The 20,195-nt window shown below is 60.7% G+C and carries 17 protein-coding genes; 12 read left to right on the top strand and 5 right to left on the bottom strand.

Going from position 1 to position 20,195, the window contains the following annotated elements; all coding sequences use genetic code 11:
- Positions 1-765: 765 nt before the first annotated feature.
- Positions 766-2,436 carry a diguanylate cyclase GcbA gene (gene gcbA, locus ACWIKB_RS09555; RefSeq protein WP_475266409.1) on the bottom strand — a complete coding sequence of 557 codons (1,671 nt, stop codon included), beginning with the start codon at positions 2,434-2,436 and terminating at the stop codon, positions 766-768.
- A 290-nt stretch (positions 2,437-2,726) separates the two neighbouring features.
- Here gcbA and ACWIKB_RS09550 point away from each other — a divergent pair, with 290 nt between their 5' ends.
- From ACWIKB_RS09550 to ACWIKB_RS09520, 7 genes are all read left to right on the top strand, one after another.
- Positions 2,727-3,794, top strand: a complete 1,068-nt coding sequence (locus ACWIKB_RS09550; RefSeq protein WP_475266407.1) for a DUF2333 family protein — start codon at positions 2,727-2,729, stop codon at positions 3,792-3,794.
- Positions 3,795-3,797: 3 nt separating this feature from the next.
- Positions 3,798-4,355 carry an NUDIX hydrolase gene (locus ACWIKB_RS09545; protein ID WP_475266405.1) on the top strand — a complete coding sequence of 186 codons (558 nt, stop codon included), beginning with the start codon at positions 3,798-3,800 and terminating at the stop codon, positions 4,353-4,355.
- Positions 4,356-4,662: 307 nt separating this feature from the next.
- On the top strand, positions 4,663-5,034 hold the full coding sequence (locus tag ACWIKB_RS09540; protein WP_054044017.1) for a translation initiation factor Sui1: 372 nt from the start codon (positions 4,663-4,665) through the stop codon (positions 5,032-5,034).
- Between the two features lie 214 nt (positions 5,035-5,248).
- A complete protein-coding gene (gene speA, locus ACWIKB_RS09535; protein WP_475266403.1) occupies positions 5,249-7,162 on the top strand; it encodes an arginine decarboxylase in 1,914 nt (637 codons plus the stop codon).
- A gap of 233 nt (positions 7,163-7,395) precedes the next feature.
- Complete coding sequence (locus tag ACWIKB_RS09530) at positions 7,396-8,694, top strand: contractile injection system protein, VgrG/Pvc8 family (protein WP_475266401.1); 1,299 nt, start codon at positions 7,396-7,398, stop codon at positions 8,692-8,694.
- Positions 8,691-9,488, top strand: a complete 798-nt coding sequence (locus tag ACWIKB_RS09525) for a DUF4123 domain-containing protein (RefSeq protein ID WP_475266399.1) — start codon at positions 8,691-8,693, stop codon at positions 9,486-9,488. The genes ACWIKB_RS09530 and ACWIKB_RS09525 overlap by 4 nt, the downstream gene beginning before the upstream one ends.
- Positions 9,489-9,506: 18 nt before the next feature.
- Positions 9,507-10,382: an alpha/beta hydrolase gene (locus ACWIKB_RS09520; protein ID WP_475266398.1), complete on the top strand. Its 876-nt coding sequence runs from the start codon at positions 9,507-9,509 to the stop codon at positions 10,380-10,382.
- Here the strand turns inward: ACWIKB_RS09520 and ACWIKB_RS09515 are convergent.
- Complete coding sequence (locus ACWIKB_RS09515; protein WP_475266397.1) at positions 10,376-11,725, bottom strand: MATE family efflux transporter; 1,350 nt, start codon at positions 11,723-11,725, stop codon at positions 10,376-10,378. The genes ACWIKB_RS09520 and ACWIKB_RS09515 overlap by 7 nt on opposite strands.
- A 162-nt stretch (positions 11,726-11,887) precedes the next feature.
- On the bottom strand, positions 11,888-12,181 hold the full coding sequence (locus ACWIKB_RS09510; protein WP_123402334.1) for a hypothetical protein: 294 nt from the start codon (positions 12,179-12,181) through the stop codon (positions 11,888-11,890).
- A 265-nt stretch (positions 12,182-12,446) separates the two neighbouring features.
- Here ACWIKB_RS09510 and ACWIKB_RS09505 point away from each other — a divergent pair, with 265 nt between their 5' ends.
- The 5 genes from ACWIKB_RS09505 (at position 12,447) to ACWIKB_RS09485 (ending at position 17,015) form a co-directional block, all read left to right on the top strand.
- A complete protein-coding gene (locus ACWIKB_RS09505) occupies positions 12,447-12,749 on the top strand; it encodes a MazG-like family protein (protein WP_103520865.1) in 303 nt (100 codons plus the stop codon).
- A complete protein-coding gene (locus tag ACWIKB_RS09500; protein ID WP_475266395.1) occupies positions 12,749-13,498 on the top strand; it encodes a methyltransferase domain-containing protein in 750 nt (249 codons plus the stop codon). The genes ACWIKB_RS09505 and ACWIKB_RS09500 overlap by 1 nt, the downstream gene beginning before the upstream one ends.
- 12 nt (positions 13,499-13,510) lie before the next feature.
- Positions 13,511-14,125: a DUF4136 domain-containing protein gene (locus ACWIKB_RS09495; protein ID WP_475266394.1), complete on the top strand. Its 615-nt coding sequence runs from the start codon at positions 13,511-13,513 to the stop codon at positions 14,123-14,125.
- A gap of 55 nt (positions 14,126-14,180) precedes the next feature.
- Positions 14,181-14,738: a DUF4136 domain-containing protein gene (locus ACWIKB_RS09490; RefSeq protein ID WP_475266392.1), complete on the top strand. Its 558-nt coding sequence runs from the start codon at positions 14,181-14,183 to the stop codon at positions 14,736-14,738.
- Positions 14,739-15,035: 297 nt separating this feature from the next.
- Positions 15,036-17,015, top strand: a complete 1,980-nt coding sequence (locus ACWIKB_RS09485) for a pilus assembly protein TadG-related protein (protein WP_475266391.1) — start codon at positions 15,036-15,038, stop codon at positions 17,013-17,015.
- Here the strand turns inward: ACWIKB_RS09485 and ACWIKB_RS09480 are convergent.
- Complete coding sequence (locus ACWIKB_RS09480; protein ID WP_475266390.1) at positions 17,012-19,753, bottom strand: PAS domain-containing sensor histidine kinase; 2,742 nt, start codon at positions 19,751-19,753, stop codon at positions 17,012-17,014. The genes ACWIKB_RS09485 and ACWIKB_RS09480 overlap by 4 nt on opposite strands.
- Positions 19,750-20,190, bottom strand: a complete 441-nt coding sequence (locus tag ACWIKB_RS09475) for a TadE/TadG family type IV pilus assembly protein (RefSeq protein WP_475266389.1) — start codon at positions 20,188-20,190, stop codon at positions 19,750-19,752. The genes ACWIKB_RS09480 and ACWIKB_RS09475 overlap by 4 nt, the downstream gene beginning before the upstream one ends.
- Positions 20,191-20,195 lie beyond the last annotated feature (5 nt).

The following is a 20,195-nucleotide window of genomic DNA, read 5'->3' as shown; positions in this document are numbered from 1 at the left end:
AGTTCGCGCTTGAGGCCAACGCCGGCATCTTCGGCAGTGGCTTTCTCGGTGTTCTCCAGACCCATCATCGAAGCGAAGTCGTCGGTGCTCGATTCCGTGCTGGCGGCCACGCCGAGCAGCGGCAAGGCGTCCAGTTGCGAAGCCTGGGTGCGGATGTTGGTGACCTCGCGCTCAACATCGGAGGCCAACTCACTGCGACCGCTGCTGACCAGTTTGTCCCGGGCCAGGGACAGTTTGCCCAAGTGCTGGGAGGCGGCGAGCAACGGCGTCAGATACGTCGCGTTGGTACTGGCGTATTGGCTGAGTTGATCGAGGCTGGCGCCCAATTCCCGTTCGGCTTGCAGCAACAACGCTTGCGGATCGCCTGCGAGTTTGCCGGCGGCCAGCAGGTCGGTCTTGCTGAATTCTTCCAGGCTCGACAGGCTCGGGCGCAAGGTTTCGGCCAATGCCGGCGGCAATTCGGTGAGTTCTTTTTGCAAGCCGTCGATGGCCTGGCTGGCACTGCTCAGGCGCAGGGCGTCGCCGCTGGACAGGTAATCCTCGACGTTGCGCGCCACTTCATTTTGAAACTGCTGGGACAAACCCAGGTAGCGCTCCATCAACAGATAGGGGCGCTCCAGGGCTTTTTGCGACCACCACAGCGTGGCGCCGAGGGCGACGCACACGGCGACCAGCAGGAGGGTATTGAGGTTGGTCAGCAGCTTCAGGCGCATAGCGGGTCTACCAACGGCAGAATGGTAAGCGCCTGAATTTATTGCGTTTGTGTTACAGCGTTATGACCGAGTCGGTGGATTCCGATGAAAAAGTGGCACTTTGCTTTGACGCCCGCGCCGCTTGCACGCGGTTGCGGCCGGCGTCCTTGGCGCGGTACAGCGCCTCGTCCGCCTGACTGGCCATCATCAGGCTGTCGGAATCTTCGCGCAGCTCAACCACGCCGGCGCTGAAGGTGCACCAAAGGTCCTGAGGCTGGGCTGGGTAATGAATTTCGGCAAAGCGCTGACGGATTTCGTCGAGCACCTTGTGGGCCGATTCGACATCGGTGTCGGGCATGACGATGGCGAACTCTTCACCGCCGTAACGGCCAATAAAGTCGGTCTTGCGCAGTCGCTGCTTGAGAAACAGCGCCAGGCTCTTGATCACCCGGTCGCCCATGGGGTGGCCGTGGCTGTCGTTGACCCGTTTGAAGTGGTCGATGTCGAGCATCGCAAAGCTCAACGGCTTGCTCTCGCGACGAGCGCGGAACGAGCAGTCTTCGAGCAATTGCAGAATATGAGTGTGGTTGTACAGACCGGTGAGGCTGTCGCGGACCATCCGCGCCTTCAGGTTGCGCGCCCGGGCCGCGCGGTTGCGCACGGTGGTGATCAGGTGCCGGGGCTTGATCGGCTTGGTCAGGAAGTCATCGCCGCCCTCGCTCATGGCGTCGAGTTGCTTGTCCAGGTCGTCTTCGGCGGACAGGTAAATGATCGGCACGCTGACGTAACGGTCGTTGTGGCGGATCACCTTGGCCAGTTCGGTGCCGGTGCAGGCCGGCATGTACATGTCGAGGATGATCAGGTCGGGCTGGAAATCCGCCAGTTCGGCCATAGCCTGGATCGGCTCGATCAAGGTCCGCGTGACAATCCCGGCACTGTTGAGCAGGCGCTCGGTGTGCAAGGCCTGGGCGCGGGAGTCGTCGATGATCAGCACTTTATACGGTTCGTACTGGGCGACGCAGGTCAGGACTTCGATCTTCTCCAGCAGGCTCGACGCTTCGAGGGTGCCGGTGAGGAATTCCTGGCCACCGGCGCGCACGGCGGCGAGGCGGGTCGGGGTGTCGGTTTCGTGCAGGCTGAAAAACAACAGCGGCAAGGGCTCGTCGAGGCCGACTTGGGCTTCGGCGGCCAGTTTCAGGCCGATGCCGGGACCGCTGAAGTCCACGTCCATGACAATCGCCGCCGGCAGACGCTCGACCATCGAGGAGCGAAACGCCGACACGCTGTCCAGGGACTGGGCGCTGAGCCCGAAGAATTCCAGTTGTTTGGCCAGCCGCTCGGCGCGATCGTGATCTTGCAGCATCACGTAGATCGGCTTGCGCAGCGGCGGCAGGAAAGTCTGGTCCAGTTGATCGCCGTGACGCAGACCGGTACGGGACAGGCGTTGCATCAAACGATTGAGGTCAGTGATCAGGCCGCTGCTCAGGCGTCCGCGGTTGGCGTCCACGGCTTCCAGCGACTGGCCGATATGGCGCGCCAGTTGCGAGTGTTCCGGTTGTTCGAAGCGTTCGGCAAAACGCAGCAGGCGCAGGTTGGCCTCGCTGAGCTCGGACAAATCGGTAGTGGACCACTCGCTGCGTTGCAGGCGCTGCCATATCTCAAGAATTTGACGTGCCTGATGAATTACCCGCTGGGCAAAGTGGTGCTTGAGGCGCTCACGGCTGGGGTCTTCTGGCTCGGTCATATCCTGACTACTAGTTAGGGTGCATGCTGAGATCGACTGGTGGCTCTATGCTAGCACCTCTTTTCAGTCACATCAGTGTCGTATGTCAATAATCTGCAAAGCGACATCATTCAGTTTCTGACCGACTGGTCGCATAAGCTCCGGGGCTGTGCTTCATTTATAGTGGCGCTTCGATCGATACGATTGTATGGCTCGCTGTTTCCCGCAGGATTTATGCGCGGTAAAAAGAGGCACGATGGCGTAGGGTTGTGGTCGAACCGATGAACTCAAGTGATTGAAAGGATATCGCCATGCTGGACTGGAAGAACCGCGCGGGCAGCGCACCTGAACGTGCCGCTGAACCGAAATCGGCCACCCGCAGCTATATCAGCGGCCTGTTGTTCAGCCGGGCGCTGGCCACTCTGATTGTCATTTACCTGTTGGTGACCATTGGCCTGGGTTGGTATTGGAGCGAAGAGCCTGCGCTGTTTCCGGTCCAGCAAAATGCCCAGGTGGCTGCCGAGAAAGATGGCCGGCAGATGGTCGTCGGCTACACCACGGTAGAAACCCTCAAGACCGTCGCCGGTACTTTGCTGACCAAGCCGGGCGGCTACATTTCCAACGACCGCTTCCCGCCGGGCCTGTGGATGGACAACATGCCTAGCTGGGAATATGGCGTGCTGGTCCAGGTCCGCGACCTGACCCGCGCGCTGCGTAAAGACTTTGCCCGTTCGCAATCGCAGTCGGCGGAAGACTCGGATCTGGCCAAGGCCGAGCCGCGCTTCAACTTCGATAACAAGAGCTGGGTGTTGCCGTCCAGTGAGTCGGAATATCAGGAAGGCATCAATTCCCTGAGCCGTTACCAGGCGCGCCTGTCCGATCCGTCGCAGAAAAACGCCTTGTTCTATGCTCGCGCCGACAACCTGAACAACTGGCTGGGTGACGTCGGGACCCGTTTGGGTTCGCTGTCGCAACGCCTGTCGGCCAGTGTTGGCCGGGTCAAGCTCAACACTTCGCTGAAAACCGAGGTGGTGGTGCCGGGCCAGGTGCCGCAGGTTGACGAAGAAATCGTCGAAACCCCGTGGATGCAGATCGATAACGTGTTCTATGAAGCGCGCGGTCAGGCTTGGGCCTTGTCTCACCTGTTGCGTGCCATCGAAGTCGACTTCGCCGACGTGCTGGCGAAGAAAAACGCCACGGTCAGCGTGCGTCAGATCATCCGTGAACTGGAGGCTTCGCAAGAGCCGGTCTGGAGCCCGATGATCCTCAACGGCAGCGGCTTCGGGGTGCTGGCCAACCACTCGCTGGTCATGGCCAACTACATTTCCCGGGCTAACGCGGCCGTGATCGATTTGCGTCAACTGCTCAATCAGGGCTGAGTCATGGTCGATAATGCCAAGGAGGTCGCCCATCGGGCGGCCTCGGATGCCGAACAGATCGCCTGGGTCGACGAGCAGGACAACCTGCTCGGCGCGCTGGTGCGCAGTGATCTGCGCGAGCGCGGGCTGATCGGGCGCGGCACCTACATCATGCTGTTCAACTCAGCCGGTGAGCTTTGCGTGCATCGGCGCACCCTGAGCAAAGCCATTTATCCCGGTTATTGGGACGTGGCGGCGGGGGGCATGGTGCAGGCGAACGAGAGTTATGCCGAGTCGGCTGCCCGAGAGCTGGAAGAAGAATTGGGCGTGAGCGGCGTGGAACTGACCGCCCATGATCATTTTTTCTTCGAGGACACCGGCAATCGGCTGTGGTGTTCGGCGTTTTCGGCAGTGTGGGACGGCCCGTTGATTTTGCAGCCGGAAGAAGTGCTCGAAGCGCGGTTTATCCCGATCGATCAGGTGATGCTGGAAATCCAGCAAAAGCCTTATTGCCCGGACTCTTTGGCGGCGTTGAAGCGTTATCTGAAGGCTCAGCAAACCGGCGTCGCAAAAGAGGCATAAATTGGCGCTGATTGGCTCTTAGCAAGTCGGCTTTTTGCCGTTACACTGCGCGACCTTTTCAAGCTGAACCGGTATTGCTTGTTGTAGGGCCGTAGGAGCTGACGAGTGCAACGAGGCTGCGATCTTTTGATCTTGATTCAAAAGAAAAATCAAAGGATCGCAGCCTCGTTGCACTCGTCAGCTCCTACACGAATACACAGTGTTGTAACGGTTCAGTAGCGCTGCCCCTGCCTGAGTGGGGCTTCGCGGTCGATGGCACCTGCCCAGGTTGCCGCGACCAGTCTTTGTCCTCCCAAGAGGATTGCCGGTGGCCAAAAAAGCCGCATCCTTCGCCGCCCTTGGTGGCCTGGTATTTTCCACCGACGCAGGTCGTCATTGCCCGGATTGCAGCAAACCGGTGGACGCCTGTATCTGCAAACAAACCGTGATCCCGGCCGGCGACGGCATTGCGCGCGTGCGTCGCGAAAGCAAGGGCCGTGGCGGCAAGACGGTGACCACCATCACCGGCGTGCCGTTGGCACTCGACGAGCTCACGGCCCTGGCGACCACGTTGAAGAAACGTTGCGGCACCGGCGGGGCGCTGAAAGACGGCATCATTGAAATACAGGGCGATCATGTCGAGCTACTCTTGGCCGAACTGATCAAACTGGGTTTCAAGGCAAAGAAGTCCGGCGGCTAGCAGCCTCTGTGAAAACCACCCTCGGCTTGATCCGGTCCTGACAGCAGGCCTGGCGTCGCCCACATGGTTTTCACAGAGCCTGTTCTGACTGGTTTCTAAACTCACTGCGGTCAGCGAGGTCTATCCCCTCGTTGACGAACCGTCATTTTCATTCTTTAGACTGCGCCGGCCTGAACCCAGGCGACGCTCTATGACTTCTTTATAGGGGACTTCAATGTCCGTAAGACGCACACGCAAAGACGATGGCAGCCAATGGACAGTTGCGGACAGCCGCAGTGTTTACGGGATTCGCCATTGGGGGGCCGGATATTTCGCGATCAATGACGCCGGTCGCGTCGAAGTTCGTCCGAACGGTCCGACCAGTTCGCCTATCGACCTGTTCGAGCAAGTCGACCAACTGCGTAAAAGCGGTTTGTCCTTGCCATTGCTGGTGCGATTCCCCGATATCCTGCAAGACCGCGTGCGTCAGCTGACCGGCGCCTTCGATGCCAACATCGAACGCCTCGAGTACCAGAGCAAATACACCGCGCTGTACCCGATCAAGGTCAACCAGCAAGAAGCGGTGATCGAGAACATCATCGCTACTCAGGACGTTTCCATCGGCCTGGAAGCCGGTTCCAAGCCTGAGCTGCTGGCGGTACTGGCGCTGGCGCCGAAGGGCGGCACCATCGTCTGCAACGGTTACAAGGACCGTGAGTTCATCCGCCTGGCGCTGATGGGTCAGAAACTCGGCCACAACGTGTTCATCGTGATCGAGAAAGAATCCGAAGTTGAGCTGGTGATCGAAGAAGCCGCCTCGCTGAAGGTCAAGCCTCAGGTCGGCCTGCGCGTGCGCCTGTCGTCCCTGGCATCGTCCAAGTGGGCGGACACCGGTGGCGAGAAGTCCAAGTTCGGTCTGTCGGCGGCGCAATTGCTGTCGGTGGTCGAGCGTTTCCGCGCGGCCGGCCTGGATCAGGGCATTCGCCTGCTGCACTTCCACATGGGCTCGCAGATCGCCAACCTGGCGGACTACCAGCACGGCTTCAAGGAAGCGATCCGCTACTACGGCGAACTGCGCAACCTCGGCCTGCCGGTGGACCACATCGACGTCGGCGGCGGTCTGGGCGTGGACTACGACGGTACGCACTCGCGTAACGCCAGCTCGATCAACTACGACATGGACGATTACGCCGGTGTCGTGGTCGGGATGCTCAAGGAATTCTGCGATGCGCAGAGCCTGCCGCACCCGAACATCTTCTCCGAGAGCGGCCGCTCCCTGACCGCCCACCACGCCATGCTGGTGGTGCAGGTGACCGACGTCGAGAAGCACAACGACGACGTGCCGGTCATCGACAACAAGGAAGCGCTGCCGGAAACCGTGCAGTGGCTGGTTGACCTGCTGGGTCCGACCGACATCGAGATGGTGACCGAAACCTACTGGCGCGCCACGCACTACATGAGCGACATCGCCGCCCAGTACGCCGATGGCAAGCTGACCCTGGCTGAAAAAGCCCTGGCCGAGCAATGCTACTTCGCCGTGTGCCGTCGCCTGCACAACTCGTTGAAGGCCCGTCAGCGTTCCCACCGTCAGGTGCTCGACGAACTCAACGACAAGCTCGCCGACAAGTACATCTGCAACTTCTCGGTGTTCCAGAGCCTGCCGGACACCTGGGCCATCGGCCAGGTCTTGCCGATCCTGCCGCTGCACCGTCTCGACGAAGAGCCGATGCGCCGTGCGGTGCTGCAAGACCTGACCTGCGACTCCGACGGCAAGATCAAGCAATACGTCGACGAGCAGAGCATCGAAACCAGCCTGCCTGTGCACGGCCTGAATGAAGGTGAGGACTACCTGCTGGGGATCTTCCTGGTTGGCGCCTACCAGGAAATTCTCGGCGACATGCACAACCTGTTCGGTGATACCGACTCGGTGAACATCTACCAGAACGCCGATGGCAGCGTTTATCACGCGGGTATCGAAACCCACGACACTATCGAAGACATGCTGCGCTACGTGCACTTGTCGCCGGAAGAGTTGATGACCCACTACCGCGACAAGTGCGCCAGCGCACGCATCACCGCCGCCGAGCGTACCCAGTTCCTCGACGCACTGCGCCTGGGCCTGACCCGTTCGTCTTACCTGTCTTCTTGAGGTAAGGCACTGCTCCCATCGGGTTGTCTGAAAATGTTCCGTACACCTCGGAAATTTCAGATGACCTGGTGAGATGCTTCTCTAATTCCAAGCGAAATAACTGACATCAACGGCTATTAAAGCGATGTGGTCTTCTTTTCGCGTAGGTCATTTCCTAAGTTGTATTTCGGCACTCTACTCGGCCATGTCTCTCAGCGAGAATCCCCGGCCGCCCCTCCTGTAGAGAATCGCCGATGTTCGATCCACTCAACGAGCCGTCCTTTCGGCTGGATGTAGCGGGCCTGCCCGACGCCTTTGAGGTCCTGGCCTTTACCGGTAGTGAAGCCATCAGCGAACCGTTTGTGTTCGAGGTGGATCTGCTGATCGATGATCCGACGCTGGACCTTGCGAGCCTGCTTTATCGAGCGGCGTTCTTGCAGTTCGAAGACGCCGGTAACGGTATCCACGGGCAATTGCATGAGCTCGTCCAGCGTGAGCACGGCACTCTGTCCAGGCTGTGTCGTGTGCGTCTGCGGCCAAAACTGGCGTGCCTGGCCCAACGTTTCAGCCAGCGCATTTTCAGCGCGCGCTCGGTGCCGCAGATTCTTGGCCAGGTGCTCAAGGAGCACGGCATAGCCGGTCAGGATTGGCGTCTGGAGTTGAGTGGCGATTACCCGCCCCGTGACTTCTGCACGCAATACCGTGAATCGGATTTGCAGTTTTTTCAGCGCCTGTGTGCCGAGGAACGCCTTCACTACCATTTCGAGCATTCCCGTCGTGGACACTGCCTGGTTGTCGGTGACAGTCACGCAGCGTTGCGCAGCACTGAAACGTTGGTGTTCCAGGACGAAACCATGTGTCGGTTCGAGGTCCAAGTCGGCGTCAAGACGGTGCCGGTTGCCGAGGGTCGTACGCAACTGACGACATTGCGCAGTGGTCAACTGATGCCGCTGGCCGGGCATCCGGTCCGCGAGTGGAATCATCTGTGGCGATTGATCGCGGTCGAGCATCGGGGTGGTCAGGAATCGCTGTTTTCCTATTCCAACACGATCCGCGCCGTTCCCTGGGAAGCGCCTTGGGTACCGACTCAAGAACGGGTGAAGCCGCGGATGCTCAGCTTGCAACGGGCCTGGGTCGTCGACGTCGCAGAGCTGCACCCCGATCCGTCCCGGCCGGTGGCCGTGCAGTTCGACTGGCTCTATCAAGGTGAAGGTGCAACGCCCGGCCACTGTTGGTTGCCGTTGGCCCCTGAGCTGAAAGGCTCGGCCCTCTCGCAATGGAGGGCGGGCGCCGAGGTGGTGGTCAGTTTCATCGAAGGAGACCCGGACCAACCGCTGATCACCGGACTGCTGCAGCGCCCGCCGTCCGTCGAAGTCATTGAAGTGTCACCCCCGAAGCCTCAGGAACCCGATGGTTTGCTGGCCTTGCTGCAATCCAGTGAACCCCTGGTGTTGCTGTGTCTGCTGCCCGGCGGCGGGAGTTTCAGTCATTGTCGGGAGCAGGTCTGCACCTGTCGGGCGGTGACGTTGTTTGGTCAGAGCGGTGCGGCATGATCGGCGTGCAGACGCCTGACCCGACCTCGCAATGGCTGTTGCTGGATGTGCCCGGTGCACCCCTGGCGTCGGCGACGGTGCTGCGGCGATTTGCCGATGCTCGCTGGATCTGGCTGTTCGAAGGGACGGAATTGCATGAATTGCGTGAGCAGGGCCCCGTCCTGGTGGAGTTGAGGGACTGTCCGGCGCTGATCGAGTTTTGCTACCGCGAGCCAGCTACCTGGCAAGGTCTGCTGCTGGTCAGCGAGACGCCGGCAGCGCAGTTGCTGGCGCACTTGCGGCGCATGCTCACGGTGACGCTCGGCCTGCATCATCGGGCCTTGCTGAGCTATTACAACCCGCAGTGCGCCAGCTACTTTTTCGATGCCTGTGATGCCGAGGAACTGAGTCGCTGGCTCGGCCCGATCAGCCAGTTGCGCTGGTTCGGCGGTACTTGGGCCGACCGGGCGATTGGCAGTCAGGGCTGGCAGCGATTGCTCAATCCCGGGCTGACAGTCAGCCCGTTGGCGATCGAAGAAACCCTCAGCCTTCGCCAGCGAGAAAAACTGCAAACCTGCCTGCTGGAGCAACACACCTGGCGCTGGAGCCGATCCACTGGCACTGATTACAACCGTTTGTGGTCCCATGTGCAGGAAGGCCTGGCACTGGGCTTCAGTGAACGCCCAGTGCTGGATGGCTGGTTGTGGCTACGCTTGCAGCACTCCGGCGTTTTACCAACGCAACCCTTGCCGGGGCTGACCCAGCAGGAACGGCTCGATTACCTGCGCAACCAGTGGCGGGGTGATCAACCCTGATCAAGAGGATTAACCCAAATGGCGAGCGCAATCGGCAGATTGTTCAGTGCGTTGATCGGCGGGGTTTTACTGGCCGCGATAAGTGCGTGCTCGCCCCTGAAAATGCTCAATGCCCTGACCCCGGACAGCAGCTTCAACAAAACCGAAGGCATTGCCTATGGCAGTGATCCACGGCAGAAACTCGATGTGTATGTGCCTCGACATCCCGTGGAAAACGCCCCGGTGGTGGTGTTTTTCTATGGCGGTAGCTGGAACAGCGGTTCACGCAGCGATTACAGCTTTGTCGGCGAGGCGCTGGCGTCCCGAGGGATCGTCGCGGTGCTGGCCGATTATCGACTGTATCCGCAGGTGCGCTATCCGTTGTTTCTTGAGGATGGCGCCAAAGCCGTGGCCTGGACCCATGAACACATTCGCCAGTTTTCCGGTGATCCCCACCGGCTGTTCCTGATGGGCCACAGTTCCGGGGCCTACAACGTGGCGATGCTGGCGCTGGACCCGCAGTTGCTGGGGGCGGTGGGCATGTCGCCGGGGGATCTCAGAGGCTGGATCGGCCTGGCCGGGCCGTATGATTTCCTGCCGATCCAGAATCCCGAGGTGCGCCCGGTGTTTTTCTGGCCTGAGTCACCGCCACAATCCCAACCGATCAATCACGTCAGTCACGATGCGCCGCCGGCCTTGTTGATCGCTTCAAGGGACGATGACGTCGTCAATCCGACCCGCAACACCGCTGGTTTGGCGAGCAAACTACGCGCGGCCGGGGTGCCGGTTCAGGATCGGTATTATTCGCGCACCGGCCACGCCACGCTGGTGGCGACGTTGTCCAGGCCCATGCGCGGTTTGGCGCCGGTGCTGGATGAGGTCACCTCTTTCGTCGAGGCCACGCCGACTCAGTGAGCGCGGCCGGCAAACCAACCGTCGTTCTTGCGCAGATACCAGGCAAACGCGCCGAGGGTCAGGCTGCGCAGCAACATGAACAACAGAAAAGTTATCCACAGCCCGTGATTGCCCAGGCCTTGCAGCGCCCAGGCGAAGGGCAGCAACAGCAGCACGGTCAAGAGCATGCCGTTGCGCATTTCCCGGGCGCGTGTGGCGCCGATAAACAGCCCGTCGAGCAGATAACTCCAGACCGCAATCAACGGCAGGGCGGCGAGGTAGGGCAGGTAGATGAACGCGGTGTCGCGCACGCTCTGGATATTGGTTTGCATCTCGATAAACAAGTGCCCGGCAAACAGAAACAGCGCAGCGAAGCCGAGGCTGGCGATCAACGACCAACCGGCGGCCACCACCAATGAACGGCGCAGAGAATCGCGATCCCGCGCGCCGATGGCGTGGCCGCACAGGGCTTCCACGGCGTGGGCCAAACCATCGAGGGCGTGGGCGGTCAGCAGCAAACCGTTGAGCAGCAGCGCGTTGGCGGCGACCGTGGCGTCGCCCAGTCGCGCGCCTTGCACGGTGATCAGGAAAAACACCGATTGCAGCGCCAGGCTGCGAATGAAGATGTCGCGGTTGACCGCCAGCAGCGGGCGCCAGCTCTGCCATAACGCCAGGGCCGCCCAGGCGATGTGACCGGGATAGGCGCGCAGGGCTTTGCGGGTCATGAACAGGCCGATCAGGGCGCCGATCCATTCGGCGATCACCGAGGCCCGGGCTGCGCCGACTACGCCCCAGTCCAGCCCGAGAACGAACCACAGGTTCAGCGCAATGTTCACTAGGTTGGTGCTCAGCAAAATCGCCAGCGGCGCCCGGGCGTTCTGGGTGCCGAGGAACCAACCGACCAGCGCATAGCTGGCCAGCGCGGCGGGCAGGCCGAATAGTCGGGTGTGGAAAAACTCTCGGGTCAGCTGATCCAGTTCTGCCGAGGGTTGCATGAAGTGCAGTGCGACACCGCTCAACGGAATCCCCGCCGCCCCCAGCACGATGGCCAGGCCCATCGCCAATAACAGACCCTGCAACAAAATCTGCCGCAGCGCCGCACCATCCCCGCGCCCGGCAGCCTGTGCGGCAAAACCGGTGGTGCCCATGCGCAGAAAACCCATGCCCCACGCCAGGAAGGTATACAGACTGGCACCGACGGCAACGGCACCCAACTGATGGGCGTGGGGCAAGTGACCGATGACGGTGCTGTCGACCAGCGCCACCAGCGGTACGGAAATATTCGAGAGGATCATGGGCGCGGCGAGGGCCCAGACCTTGCGGTGGGTCGGGCGGTCGCGCCAGTCGGCGATCAGGTTGGACATGCGGGCTCCTTGGGGGAGCGGGCATTGTAGCGATACATTTGGAAACTGCAGCGATCCATTGTGGGAGCGGGCTTGCTCGCGAAGGCTGACTGACATCCAACATTTAAGTCGCCTGACACACCGCTTTCGCGAGCAAGCCCGCTCCCACAGAGGGGGGCGGTGTTAGTGGATTATCCAGCTCAACAACCAGAGTCCCAGCAACAACCAGATAATCCCCATGATGATCGACGCATTCATGAACGCCCGGATCGCCGACCACAACAGCATCAGCCCGAGGATCAGCGCGATGATGCTGATGATCGACGTATCCATGCCCAGCGCCCGGGACAGCCCTTCGACAAAGTTGCCGCCAGCGTGGCTGAGGATGTTGAACAGGCCACTGAGGCCATCAACGATAAAGCGAATAACCGAACCGAGTGCCTGGCCGAGCCATTCGAAAAAACTTTCTACCTGCATGTGGGCGTCCTGATGAAAGTGGTGGCAAGGTTGCCGCGCCTGACTTGGGCCATGGATCGCGGTGCCGAGTTCCCTACTAGCATAGAGGGTTTGCCTTGCACCTGTGGGAGCGGGCTTGCTCGCGAAGGCGGCGGCACATCCAACATCGATGTGACTGACCAACCGCTTTCGCGAGCAAGCCCGCTCCCACAGGAAAAGGCTTCAATCTGTGCCACTTGCCTTCATTGCCCATCCCCCCGAAGCTATACGCCTTCAGGAGAGCCCGATGAACCTTGTTGAACTGACCGAACGCCTGCACGCCATTCGTGACCGCAATGACTGGCGGCAATTTCATAGCCCGAAAAACCTGGCCATGGCCGCAAGCGTGGAAATGTCCGAGCTGGTGGAAATCTTCCAGTGGCTGACCGAAGACCAGTCGCGCCAGTTGCCGGCGGACAAACTGGCCCACGCCGGGCAGGAAGTCGGCGACATCGTGCTCTACCTATTATTGCTGTGCAGCGAGTTGGGGTTGGACATGAACGAAGTGGTGCGCAACAAACTCGCGGACAGCGAACGGCGGTTCAGCTGATGAGCGACCGTCATTTCGATCAGTTGGCGACCCGTTTCGCTGAAAAAATCTACGGTGGGGCCAAAGGCGCGATCCGTCTGGCGGTGTTGCAGGCCGACCTCGCGGAAACCCTGCCCGACCGTCCACTGCGGGTCTTGGACATCGGCGCCGGCCTGGGCCACATGTCGTTGTGGCTCGCTCAACGCGGGCATGACGTCACCCTCGCCGAACCGGCTGAACCGATGCTCGAAGGCGCGCGCCAACGCTTCGCCGAGGCCGGGCAGACCGCGACGTTCATTCAAGCGCCGTGGCAGGATTTGCTCGGCCAGCTCACCGAACCCTACGACCTGGTGCTCTGCCACGCCGTGCTCGAATGGCTGGCCGAACCCCACGCCATCCTGCCGGTACTGCATCAGCTCACCACCAAGGATGGCTGGTTGTCCCTGGCCTTCTACAATCGCGACGCGCTGATCTATCGCAACCTGCTCAAAGGCCACTTCCGCAAAATGCGCAAGAACGACATGGCCGGCGAGAAGCAGAGCCTGACCCCGCAACAGCCCCTTGATCCGCGAGAACTGGCGGCGCAACTTGAGGGTATGTGGCAGGTCGAAACCCAGAGCGGGGTGCGGGTTTTTCACGACTACATGCCGGTAGAATTCCAGGCCCGCGCGGAACTGGTGGATTTGCTGGAAATGGAACTGGCCCACCGTCGTCACCCAAGCTTTGCCGGGCTTGGGCGCTACTTGCACTGGATCTGTCGGCCGATCTGATCGGAGAGCGAAATGAAAGCGCGTTCAGGGTTACTGCTGATGTGTCTGGGGTTGGCGGCCTGCCAGGGCGCCAACCCGTATGTGGCGACGTCCAACCCTTTGCCGCCGGCGCCACCGCAAGCGGCGAATACCTTCGACCGCAGCGCCTACCCGGCGCCGCCCCGGGACTACGGTCGCTATCGCAGTTGGGCCTGGCTCAACGGGCAACTGCCGCCGGGCTCGGCCTGGGCGGATTCGGCCCAGGTGGCTGAAGCGGTCAGTAACGCCCTCGATCAGCGCGGCTTGCGCCCACTGCACGACAATCGCCCGGCGGACCTGTTCGTCAGCGCCAACCTGCACCTGGAAACCCGCTTGCGTCAGGTTCAGGACGACTACGGTTATTACGGCGGCGGCTATGGTGGGTACCATCGCTATGGCGGTGGTTATGGCATGTACGAGACCGTGCCGGTTGTTCGTACGTATCAGGAACAGGTTGTGGTGGTACGCGTCGACTTGTTCGATGCCGGCACCGGCCAACCGGTGTGGAGTGCCAGCGCCGAAACGGCTAATCAAGGCAATCAAAGTCAGCGAGCCGATGCGATACGAGAGGCTGTCGAAAAGGCAATGTCGGCGTATCCTCCTAGTTAGCTTCTTGTAGATAAGAAGCGTTACGCAGGTTCATGTCTTCCAACGGAGAATCATCATGTTCCGCCCCCTCGCTTTACTGGCCGTGGCCGTACTGCTCAGTGCCTGCGCGGCCCACCAGGTCAATCATGACTTCGATGCCAGCCGCGATTTTGCTGCCTATCGCAGCTGGAGCTGGAAAGAACCCGCCCTGCAATACCGCCCAGATGATCCACGAATCAAAAGCGACCTGACCGAACAACGGATTCGCCAGGCCGTGGCCGATCAGTTGGATCAACGCGGCTTGCGTCCGGCTGCTGCGGGCCAGAAGGGTGATGTAAACGTGCAGACCTATCTGATCGTCGAAGACCGTCAGCAACAAGTGACCACCAATTACGGCGGCGGTTGGGGTGGCCCATGGAATGGTTATTGGGGCGGGCCGATGTACAACGAAACCCGCAACGTCAGCTATAAAGTGGCGACCATCCAGATCGACTTGCTCGACGGCAAGGACGGCAAACTGGTGTGGCGCGGCAGTGACGAGCAAATGCTCAGCAGCACACCCAACCCGGCAGATCGCAGCAATGCCGTACGCGAAACCGTAAGCCGGATCCTGGCCAACTACCCACCCCGCTAAACACCACCATTCAATGTGGGGTCTGCGGTGACTGACAAACCGCCTTCGCGAGCAGGCTCGCTCCCACAAGGGATCTGTGTCGTACGCTGGTTCCGTGTCCATGAAGATCCCCTGTAGGAGCGAAGCTTGCTCGCGAAGACGGCAGCACATTCAACATGGATGTGTCTGACACACCGCCCGCGCGGCAACCCCGCTCCCACATTGCCTTGTGTGACCAGCAACCTCGCCAACCCTTGTCTACACTGCATTTCACCAATGGAGGCAGCACTCGTTAGTGCGCCGGCAAAGGAGTGCGCGATGGCGCGGTTTCGCGGCCCGGCCCGGCAACGGGGGGCTATCGGTTTGATGGCGGCACTGACCCTGGGCGTGGCCTTGGTGTTCTTACTGCTGGTCATTGATAGCGGTCGGTTGTATCTGCAAAAACGCAACCTGCAGCGCGTCGCCGATGTCGCCGCATTGGAAGCGGTAACGCGCAATGGTGATTGCCTGTCGGGTTTAAGCGCGGCCAGTTATTCCCTGGCCAGTGCGGCACGAAACAACTTCACGGTAGCCAATGGCGCAACGTTGACTACGTCCTGCGGTTCTTTGTCGACGGGTGCCAACAACGTCCGCGTGTTTGTCGAAGACGCTTCAAAAAAAGACGCTATCCGCGTGATTGCCGCTCGGGCAGTACCGACCAGCATCGCTGGCGGCGTGTTTGCATTGTTCAGCGCAGGCCCTTTCAATTTCACGACCCAACTCGCCGCCACGGCAGTCAGTGCTCCGGCGATTCTTCCTCCCTTGGCGATGCTGACCATCGGCAGCACCGCACTGGTCGTCGACTCCAGCAAATCGGCAGCCTTGAATCTGCTGCTGGGGCAGATGCTGGGTGGCAATCTGAACCTGAGTGTCGCCGGTTGGCAGGGACTGGTGGACACGAACATCAACCTGCTCAGTTATCTCAACCAGTTGGCCATTGATGCGCATGTCAGCGCAGGAAACTACACCCAGTTGCTGAGTCAGAACATTGCTTTGACCCAACTGATCGATACGGCGATCACGGTGCTCCAGGCTGGAGGTCCAACTACCAGTGTCGCGGTCAGCGGCTTGACGAATCTAAAAGCGGCAGTGGGCAACACGTCGATTGTGTTGGGGCAACTGCTGCAATTGCAAACGGGCGCTCCCTCGTCAGCACTCAATACCAACCTGCAACTGTTCCAATTGGTGCAGGCCTTTGTGCAACTGGCTAACAGCCAGAACACGGCGGTTGCCAATGTGCCGCTGAATATTGCGGGGTTGGTCAACGGCGTGGTGAAAGTCAAAGTCATCCAGCCGCCACAGTTATCTGCGGTCGGCAACCCGGCGCTGGCCAAGCTCGATCCCATGGGCGCTAACCGGATATTCGTGCGTACGGCCCAGGTTCGCACCGTCATATCCCTCAACTTGCCGGTGCTCGGTGGCGTCAGTGGCCTGGCCGCAGCCATTACCAACTCCACACTGGTGGGTGGGCTGACCGATACTTTGAACAACGTGCTCCACCTCAACATTGCCGGTGCGCTCAATTCGGTTTTTTGCGCGTTGGGCGGCACTTGTCAGCGAACCGATTTGCAGATCCTCCCGACCTCGACCATAGATGTAGCGCTCGACGTCGCCAGTGCCGACAGTCACGTCACCGACTACAACTGCGCCAGCGATGCCACTAAAACCTTGAGCACGCAAACCAATACGTCGCTGGTCAAGCTGAAAATAGGCAAGATCGACACCGCCAATGCCTTTTCATCCGCAGCCGATGTCAGCGTACAGCCCTTGGCCTTGATTGATGTCGGGGTGATCACCTGCACCATTCCATTGCTGGGCTTTGGTTCGCCCTCTTGCGATCCATCGACGCGCAAACCCTTTTATGGCGGTGGTCTTGGCGTGATGGTGAATACCTCGGTCGCCAGCACGCAAAGCACGCACGTCTACAATCAGCCGCCGGAAATCAAACAGCCGCCCCTGGTCTATAGCCTGGGGACTCAGAATGTCGTCGACAGCCTGAAAGGCACCCTGAGCGGCGTTCAGGTGCAGGCCTATCAACCCACTGGGTCGAGTCTGTTGGGGGGATTGCTCACCACTGCAGCCGGCGTGCTCAATGCCGTTAACAGCACCTTGGGCACGGTCATCGACAATTTGCTCAGCCCGGTGCTCGACCCCATTCTCAATGGGCTGCTGGCCAACCTGGGCATCACTCTGAACAAAGTCGATGTCGGCGCCAACCTCAGTTGCAAGCCACCCGGACGCGCCACACTGGCAATCTAATCCTGCGGGGCAATCGGCAACTCGATACAAAACCGTGCGCCCTCGACCGAGTTCATCACGCTCAACCGTCCCCCCATGTTTTCGACAATCCCATAACTCACCGATAACCCGAGCCCGGTGCCGACGCCCACCGGTTTGGTGGTGAAGAACGGTTCGAAAATACGCTCCAGCAATCGTGGGTCAATGCCGCCGCCGTTGTCCTCGACCCAGAGCCGCACCGACTGTTTATCGCGCTCGGCGTACACCGAGATCCAGGGTTTGAACTCCCGATCTGCCTCGCGTTTGCTCAGCAGCGCATCCCGGGCGTTGACCATCAGGTTGATCAGCACCTGTTCCAGTTGATCGACATAACCGCGCACCTGCACGGTAAACCCGGTTTCGCTGACGCGCAGGTCCACGCCTTTACCGCGCATGCCTTCGGCCAGCAGCGACAGCGTGCCTTCGATGGCGTCGGCCGGGTTGAAGGGGTGCTGCTCGATCTCGGAGCGGCGGCCGAACACGCGCATATGGTCCACGACGCGCGCGGCGCGCTGGACTTGTGCGTCGATACGCTTGAGCTTGTCGGTGAGGTAATCGATCTGTACATCGCCATTCCCCAGGCGCTTGAGCACGTTGACGATGGCCATGCGCATCACGTTCAGTGGCTGATTGATTTCATGGGCCAACCCCGTGGCCATTTCGCCAAGGGTGGCCATTTTTGCGCTTTGGGTCAGTTGCTGCTGAGAGCGTCGCACGTCGGTGTTGTCGCGGCCCACGGCCTGGATTTCCAGCAAGCGGCCCTGCTCATCGAACACCCCGCGATCCGACCAGACCCACCAGGCGTGTTCTCTCCCTGGCAATTGCAGGCTGATTTCTGCGGTACTGACCGGGTGTTCCGGGCTCAGTTGCTCGATCCGCTGAACGAATGCTTCGCGCTGCTCCTGCGACATCCAACTGCCCAGGTTGATCCCTGGCAGTTGTTCGGGCAGGCATTCCAGGTACATCGCGAGTGGCCGGTTGCCGAAACTCAGCGTCAGGTCCGGGCGATAACGGCAGATCATCGCCGGGGAGTCTTCCACCAGAATCCGATAGCGCTCTTCGCTCTGTTTCACGGCCTCGGCCGCCAGGGTCGCTTCGGTGACGTCCAGCCACAAGCCGACGGCTTCCACTGGCAGTCCGAGGTCATCGCGCAACAGCTTGGCTTCGTCGAGCAGCCAGTGATAATCGCCACGGCTGTCGCGCAACCGATAGCGGGCGCGTACCGAGCCTTCGCGCAACAGCTGGCGGGTGCGATCGAAGTAGCGGTCGCGGTCTTCGGGGTGCACCCGTTCCACCAGCGTTCCATCGGTGAAATCGGTGAGGTTCCAGCCGAGCAATGGTTGCAGGCTGTCGCTGAAAAACGTCGGTTGCAGCGCACCTTCGACGTAGCGCTGCACATAGATCACCGCGGGCGAACTGGCGATCAGATTGTCGAGTCGCGCATGGGCCGCAGCGGCGTATTGCTCCTGGTTTTTGATGTCGCTGATGTCGAGCATGAAACCCACCAGTCGACGGCTTTTGCCAATGCCCACGGCCTGGCCTTGCAGTCGATACCAGATGGGTGTTTGTGTTGCGCCGGGTCGATGCAGGCGCACGCACGACATGAGTGTTGTGCCATCGTCCTGTAAGGCTTGCAGGCGGCTGCGCAGTTCTTCGCGGTCGGCGGGGTGGATGTGATCAAGCCAGTCGGGCACTGCCAGTCGGCCGCTCGCAAGGTCCAAGGCAGTGGCCAGTGACGGCGCCAGTTGCACCTCGGCCTGTTCGCTGAAAAGCTCCCACCAACCGGTGCCGAGCAAGGCTTGCAGCGACTCCTGCCGTTCCAGTTGCAAGCGATGCCGATGTTCGCGCAAACGCTCCAGTAACGGGCCGGCGAGGGCGGCGCTCAATTGCAACCAATCGCGCGCGCTCAGGTCTGGCGCGTGTTGGTGTGCGGGGTAGAAACCACACAGCAGCCAGGCAACCACCCCCTGGGCATCGTGATAGGGCACGGCTAAACCTTCGGCATTGCCGAAGGTGCTTTGCAGGCGCGGGGGCTCACCCGGTGTGATGCGCTGGGGGGCGGAACCGCTCAAGCTGTCGAGGCCGGTGCCCAGGCGTTGCCCGCTCTGCCATAGCGAGGGGGCGTCGAAGGTGTTGAAAGGCTGGTGAACCTGCCAGCCTTCTTCCTGCTCGTCGAGTAACGCCACCGCGATGCAGGGGATGTGAAAGCGTTGAGCCAGGCCTTGCAGTTGCTCCACCAGCACTTCGGGTAGGCGTGTCAGGCTGCACAAACGCAATTGTTCGCTAATTTGGGTCGCGAGCCATTGGCACTGTTCGCGGCTGTGTGATTGCCGGCGTTCGAGCAACAAGTCGCCGATGTCCATCAACTGCAACAGCCAAGTGTCGGCCAACGGCTGGACCCAGCCACGCATCTGCAGAGGCTGGCCACTGAGGCTGAAAAAATCCAGGTCCAGGCTTTGTCCCTGCCAGTCTGCCGGAGTGCCTTCGACCGACACGCCGCTCTGGGGCATGAGGTAGTCGACCAGGTGTGGGGATTGCGCGGCGGGCAACTGTTGGGCCAGCAGATGGCGCAGCGGACCGGTCAGGTGCAGTACCCGGCCTTCGCCATCCAGATGCACCTGCAAACCGATACTTGGCACACTCAGGGTGTCGGGTGTGACCGTCGGTTGAGGTGATTGGCGATGGAGCAGGCGCCCGAACAGCTTGTCCCCGGAACTCAAAATTGCAGGCTCGAACTGGCAGTCAGCGTTGCCGGCAGATTAGGCACCGGGCCGATTCCGGGCAGTACCAGAAACGGGATGACCCGATTCAGCTTTGAGACGGGGTAGGCAACGGTGACCTGCAACACCCCGCCGCTGTAAGTCGCGGTGGTGTCAGTGGCGACATTGAAATTCAGAGGGGCGGGAATCCAGGCCAGTTGTCGGGTCAGTTCGGTGGTCGCGAGGGCCGTGACGGCGGTGCTGTAATTGGCGGTGCTGGGGTCCAGCGCCACGCTGCGACGCACCGCTTCGGCGGTCGCCTGGTTGAATGACTGCATCAGCAACAACGGCAGGCTGTAACTCACCAGTCCATAAAACACGGCGAAAAAGATGACAAACACCAAGGCGAACTCAATCGCGGCGGCACCTTTTTGCTTACGGGGGAGGCCTGATTTCATGAGTG

It is taken from the genome of Pseudomonas sp. 5Vm1k (assembly GCF_056161485.1).
Note: the sequence above shows the minus strand (reverse complement) of the source record. Positions and strands in the feature narration are given on the sequence as shown.

Excerpts from the sequence above, each read along its gene's own strand:
- ACWIKB_RS09500 (WP_475266395.1), top strand. The coding sequence starts at position 12,749 with ATGAGCGACCGTCATTTCGATCAGTTGGCGACCCGTTTCGCTGAAAAA.
- ACWIKB_RS09505 (WP_103520865.1), top strand. The coding sequence starts at position 12,447 with ATGAACCTTGTTGAACTGACCGAACGCCTGCACGCCATTCGTGACCGC.
- speA (WP_475266403.1), top strand. The coding sequence starts at position 5,249 with ATGTCCGTAAGACGCACACGCAAAGACGATGGCAGCCAATGGACAGTT.
- ACWIKB_RS09485 (WP_475266391.1), top strand. The coding sequence starts at position 15,036 with ATGGCGCGGTTTCGCGGCCCGGCCCGGCAACGGGGGGCTATCGGTTTG.
- ACWIKB_RS09475 (WP_475266389.1), bottom strand. The coding sequence starts at position 20,190 with ATGAAATCAGGCCTCCCCCGTAAGCAAAAAGGTGCCGCCGCGATTGAG.
- ACWIKB_RS09520 (WP_475266398.1), top strand. The coding sequence starts at position 9,507 with ATGGCGAGCGCAATCGGCAGATTGTTCAGTGCGTTGATCGGCGGGGTT.
- ACWIKB_RS09550 (WP_475266407.1), top strand. The coding sequence starts at position 2,727 with ATGCTGGACTGGAAGAACCGCGCGGGCAGCGCACCTGAACGTGCCGCT.
- ACWIKB_RS09495 (WP_475266394.1), top strand. The coding sequence starts at position 13,511 with ATGAAAGCGCGTTCAGGGTTACTGCTGATGTGTCTGGGGTTGGCGGCC.
- gcbA (WP_475266409.1), bottom strand. The coding sequence starts at position 2,436 with ATGACCGAGCCAGAAGACCCCAGCCGTGAGCGCCTCAAGCACCACTTT.
- ACWIKB_RS09545 (WP_475266405.1), top strand. The coding sequence starts at position 3,798 with ATGGTCGATAATGCCAAGGAGGTCGCCCATCGGGCGGCCTCGGATGCC.
- ACWIKB_RS09515 (WP_475266397.1), bottom strand. The coding sequence starts at position 11,725 with ATGTCCAACCTGATCGCCGACTGGCGCGACCGCCCGACCCACCGCAAG.
- ACWIKB_RS09510 (WP_123402334.1), bottom strand. The coding sequence starts at position 12,181 with ATGCAGGTAGAAAGTTTTTTCGAATGGCTCGGCCAGGCACTCGGTTCG.
- ACWIKB_RS09525 (WP_475266399.1), top strand. The coding sequence starts at position 8,691 with ATGATCGGCGTGCAGACGCCTGACCCGACCTCGCAATGGCTGTTGCTG.
- ACWIKB_RS09490 (WP_475266392.1), top strand. The coding sequence starts at position 14,181 with ATGTTCCGCCCCCTCGCTTTACTGGCCGTGGCCGTACTGCTCAGTGCC.
- ACWIKB_RS09530 (WP_475266401.1), top strand. The coding sequence starts at position 7,396 with ATGTTCGATCCACTCAACGAGCCGTCCTTTCGGCTGGATGTAGCGGGC.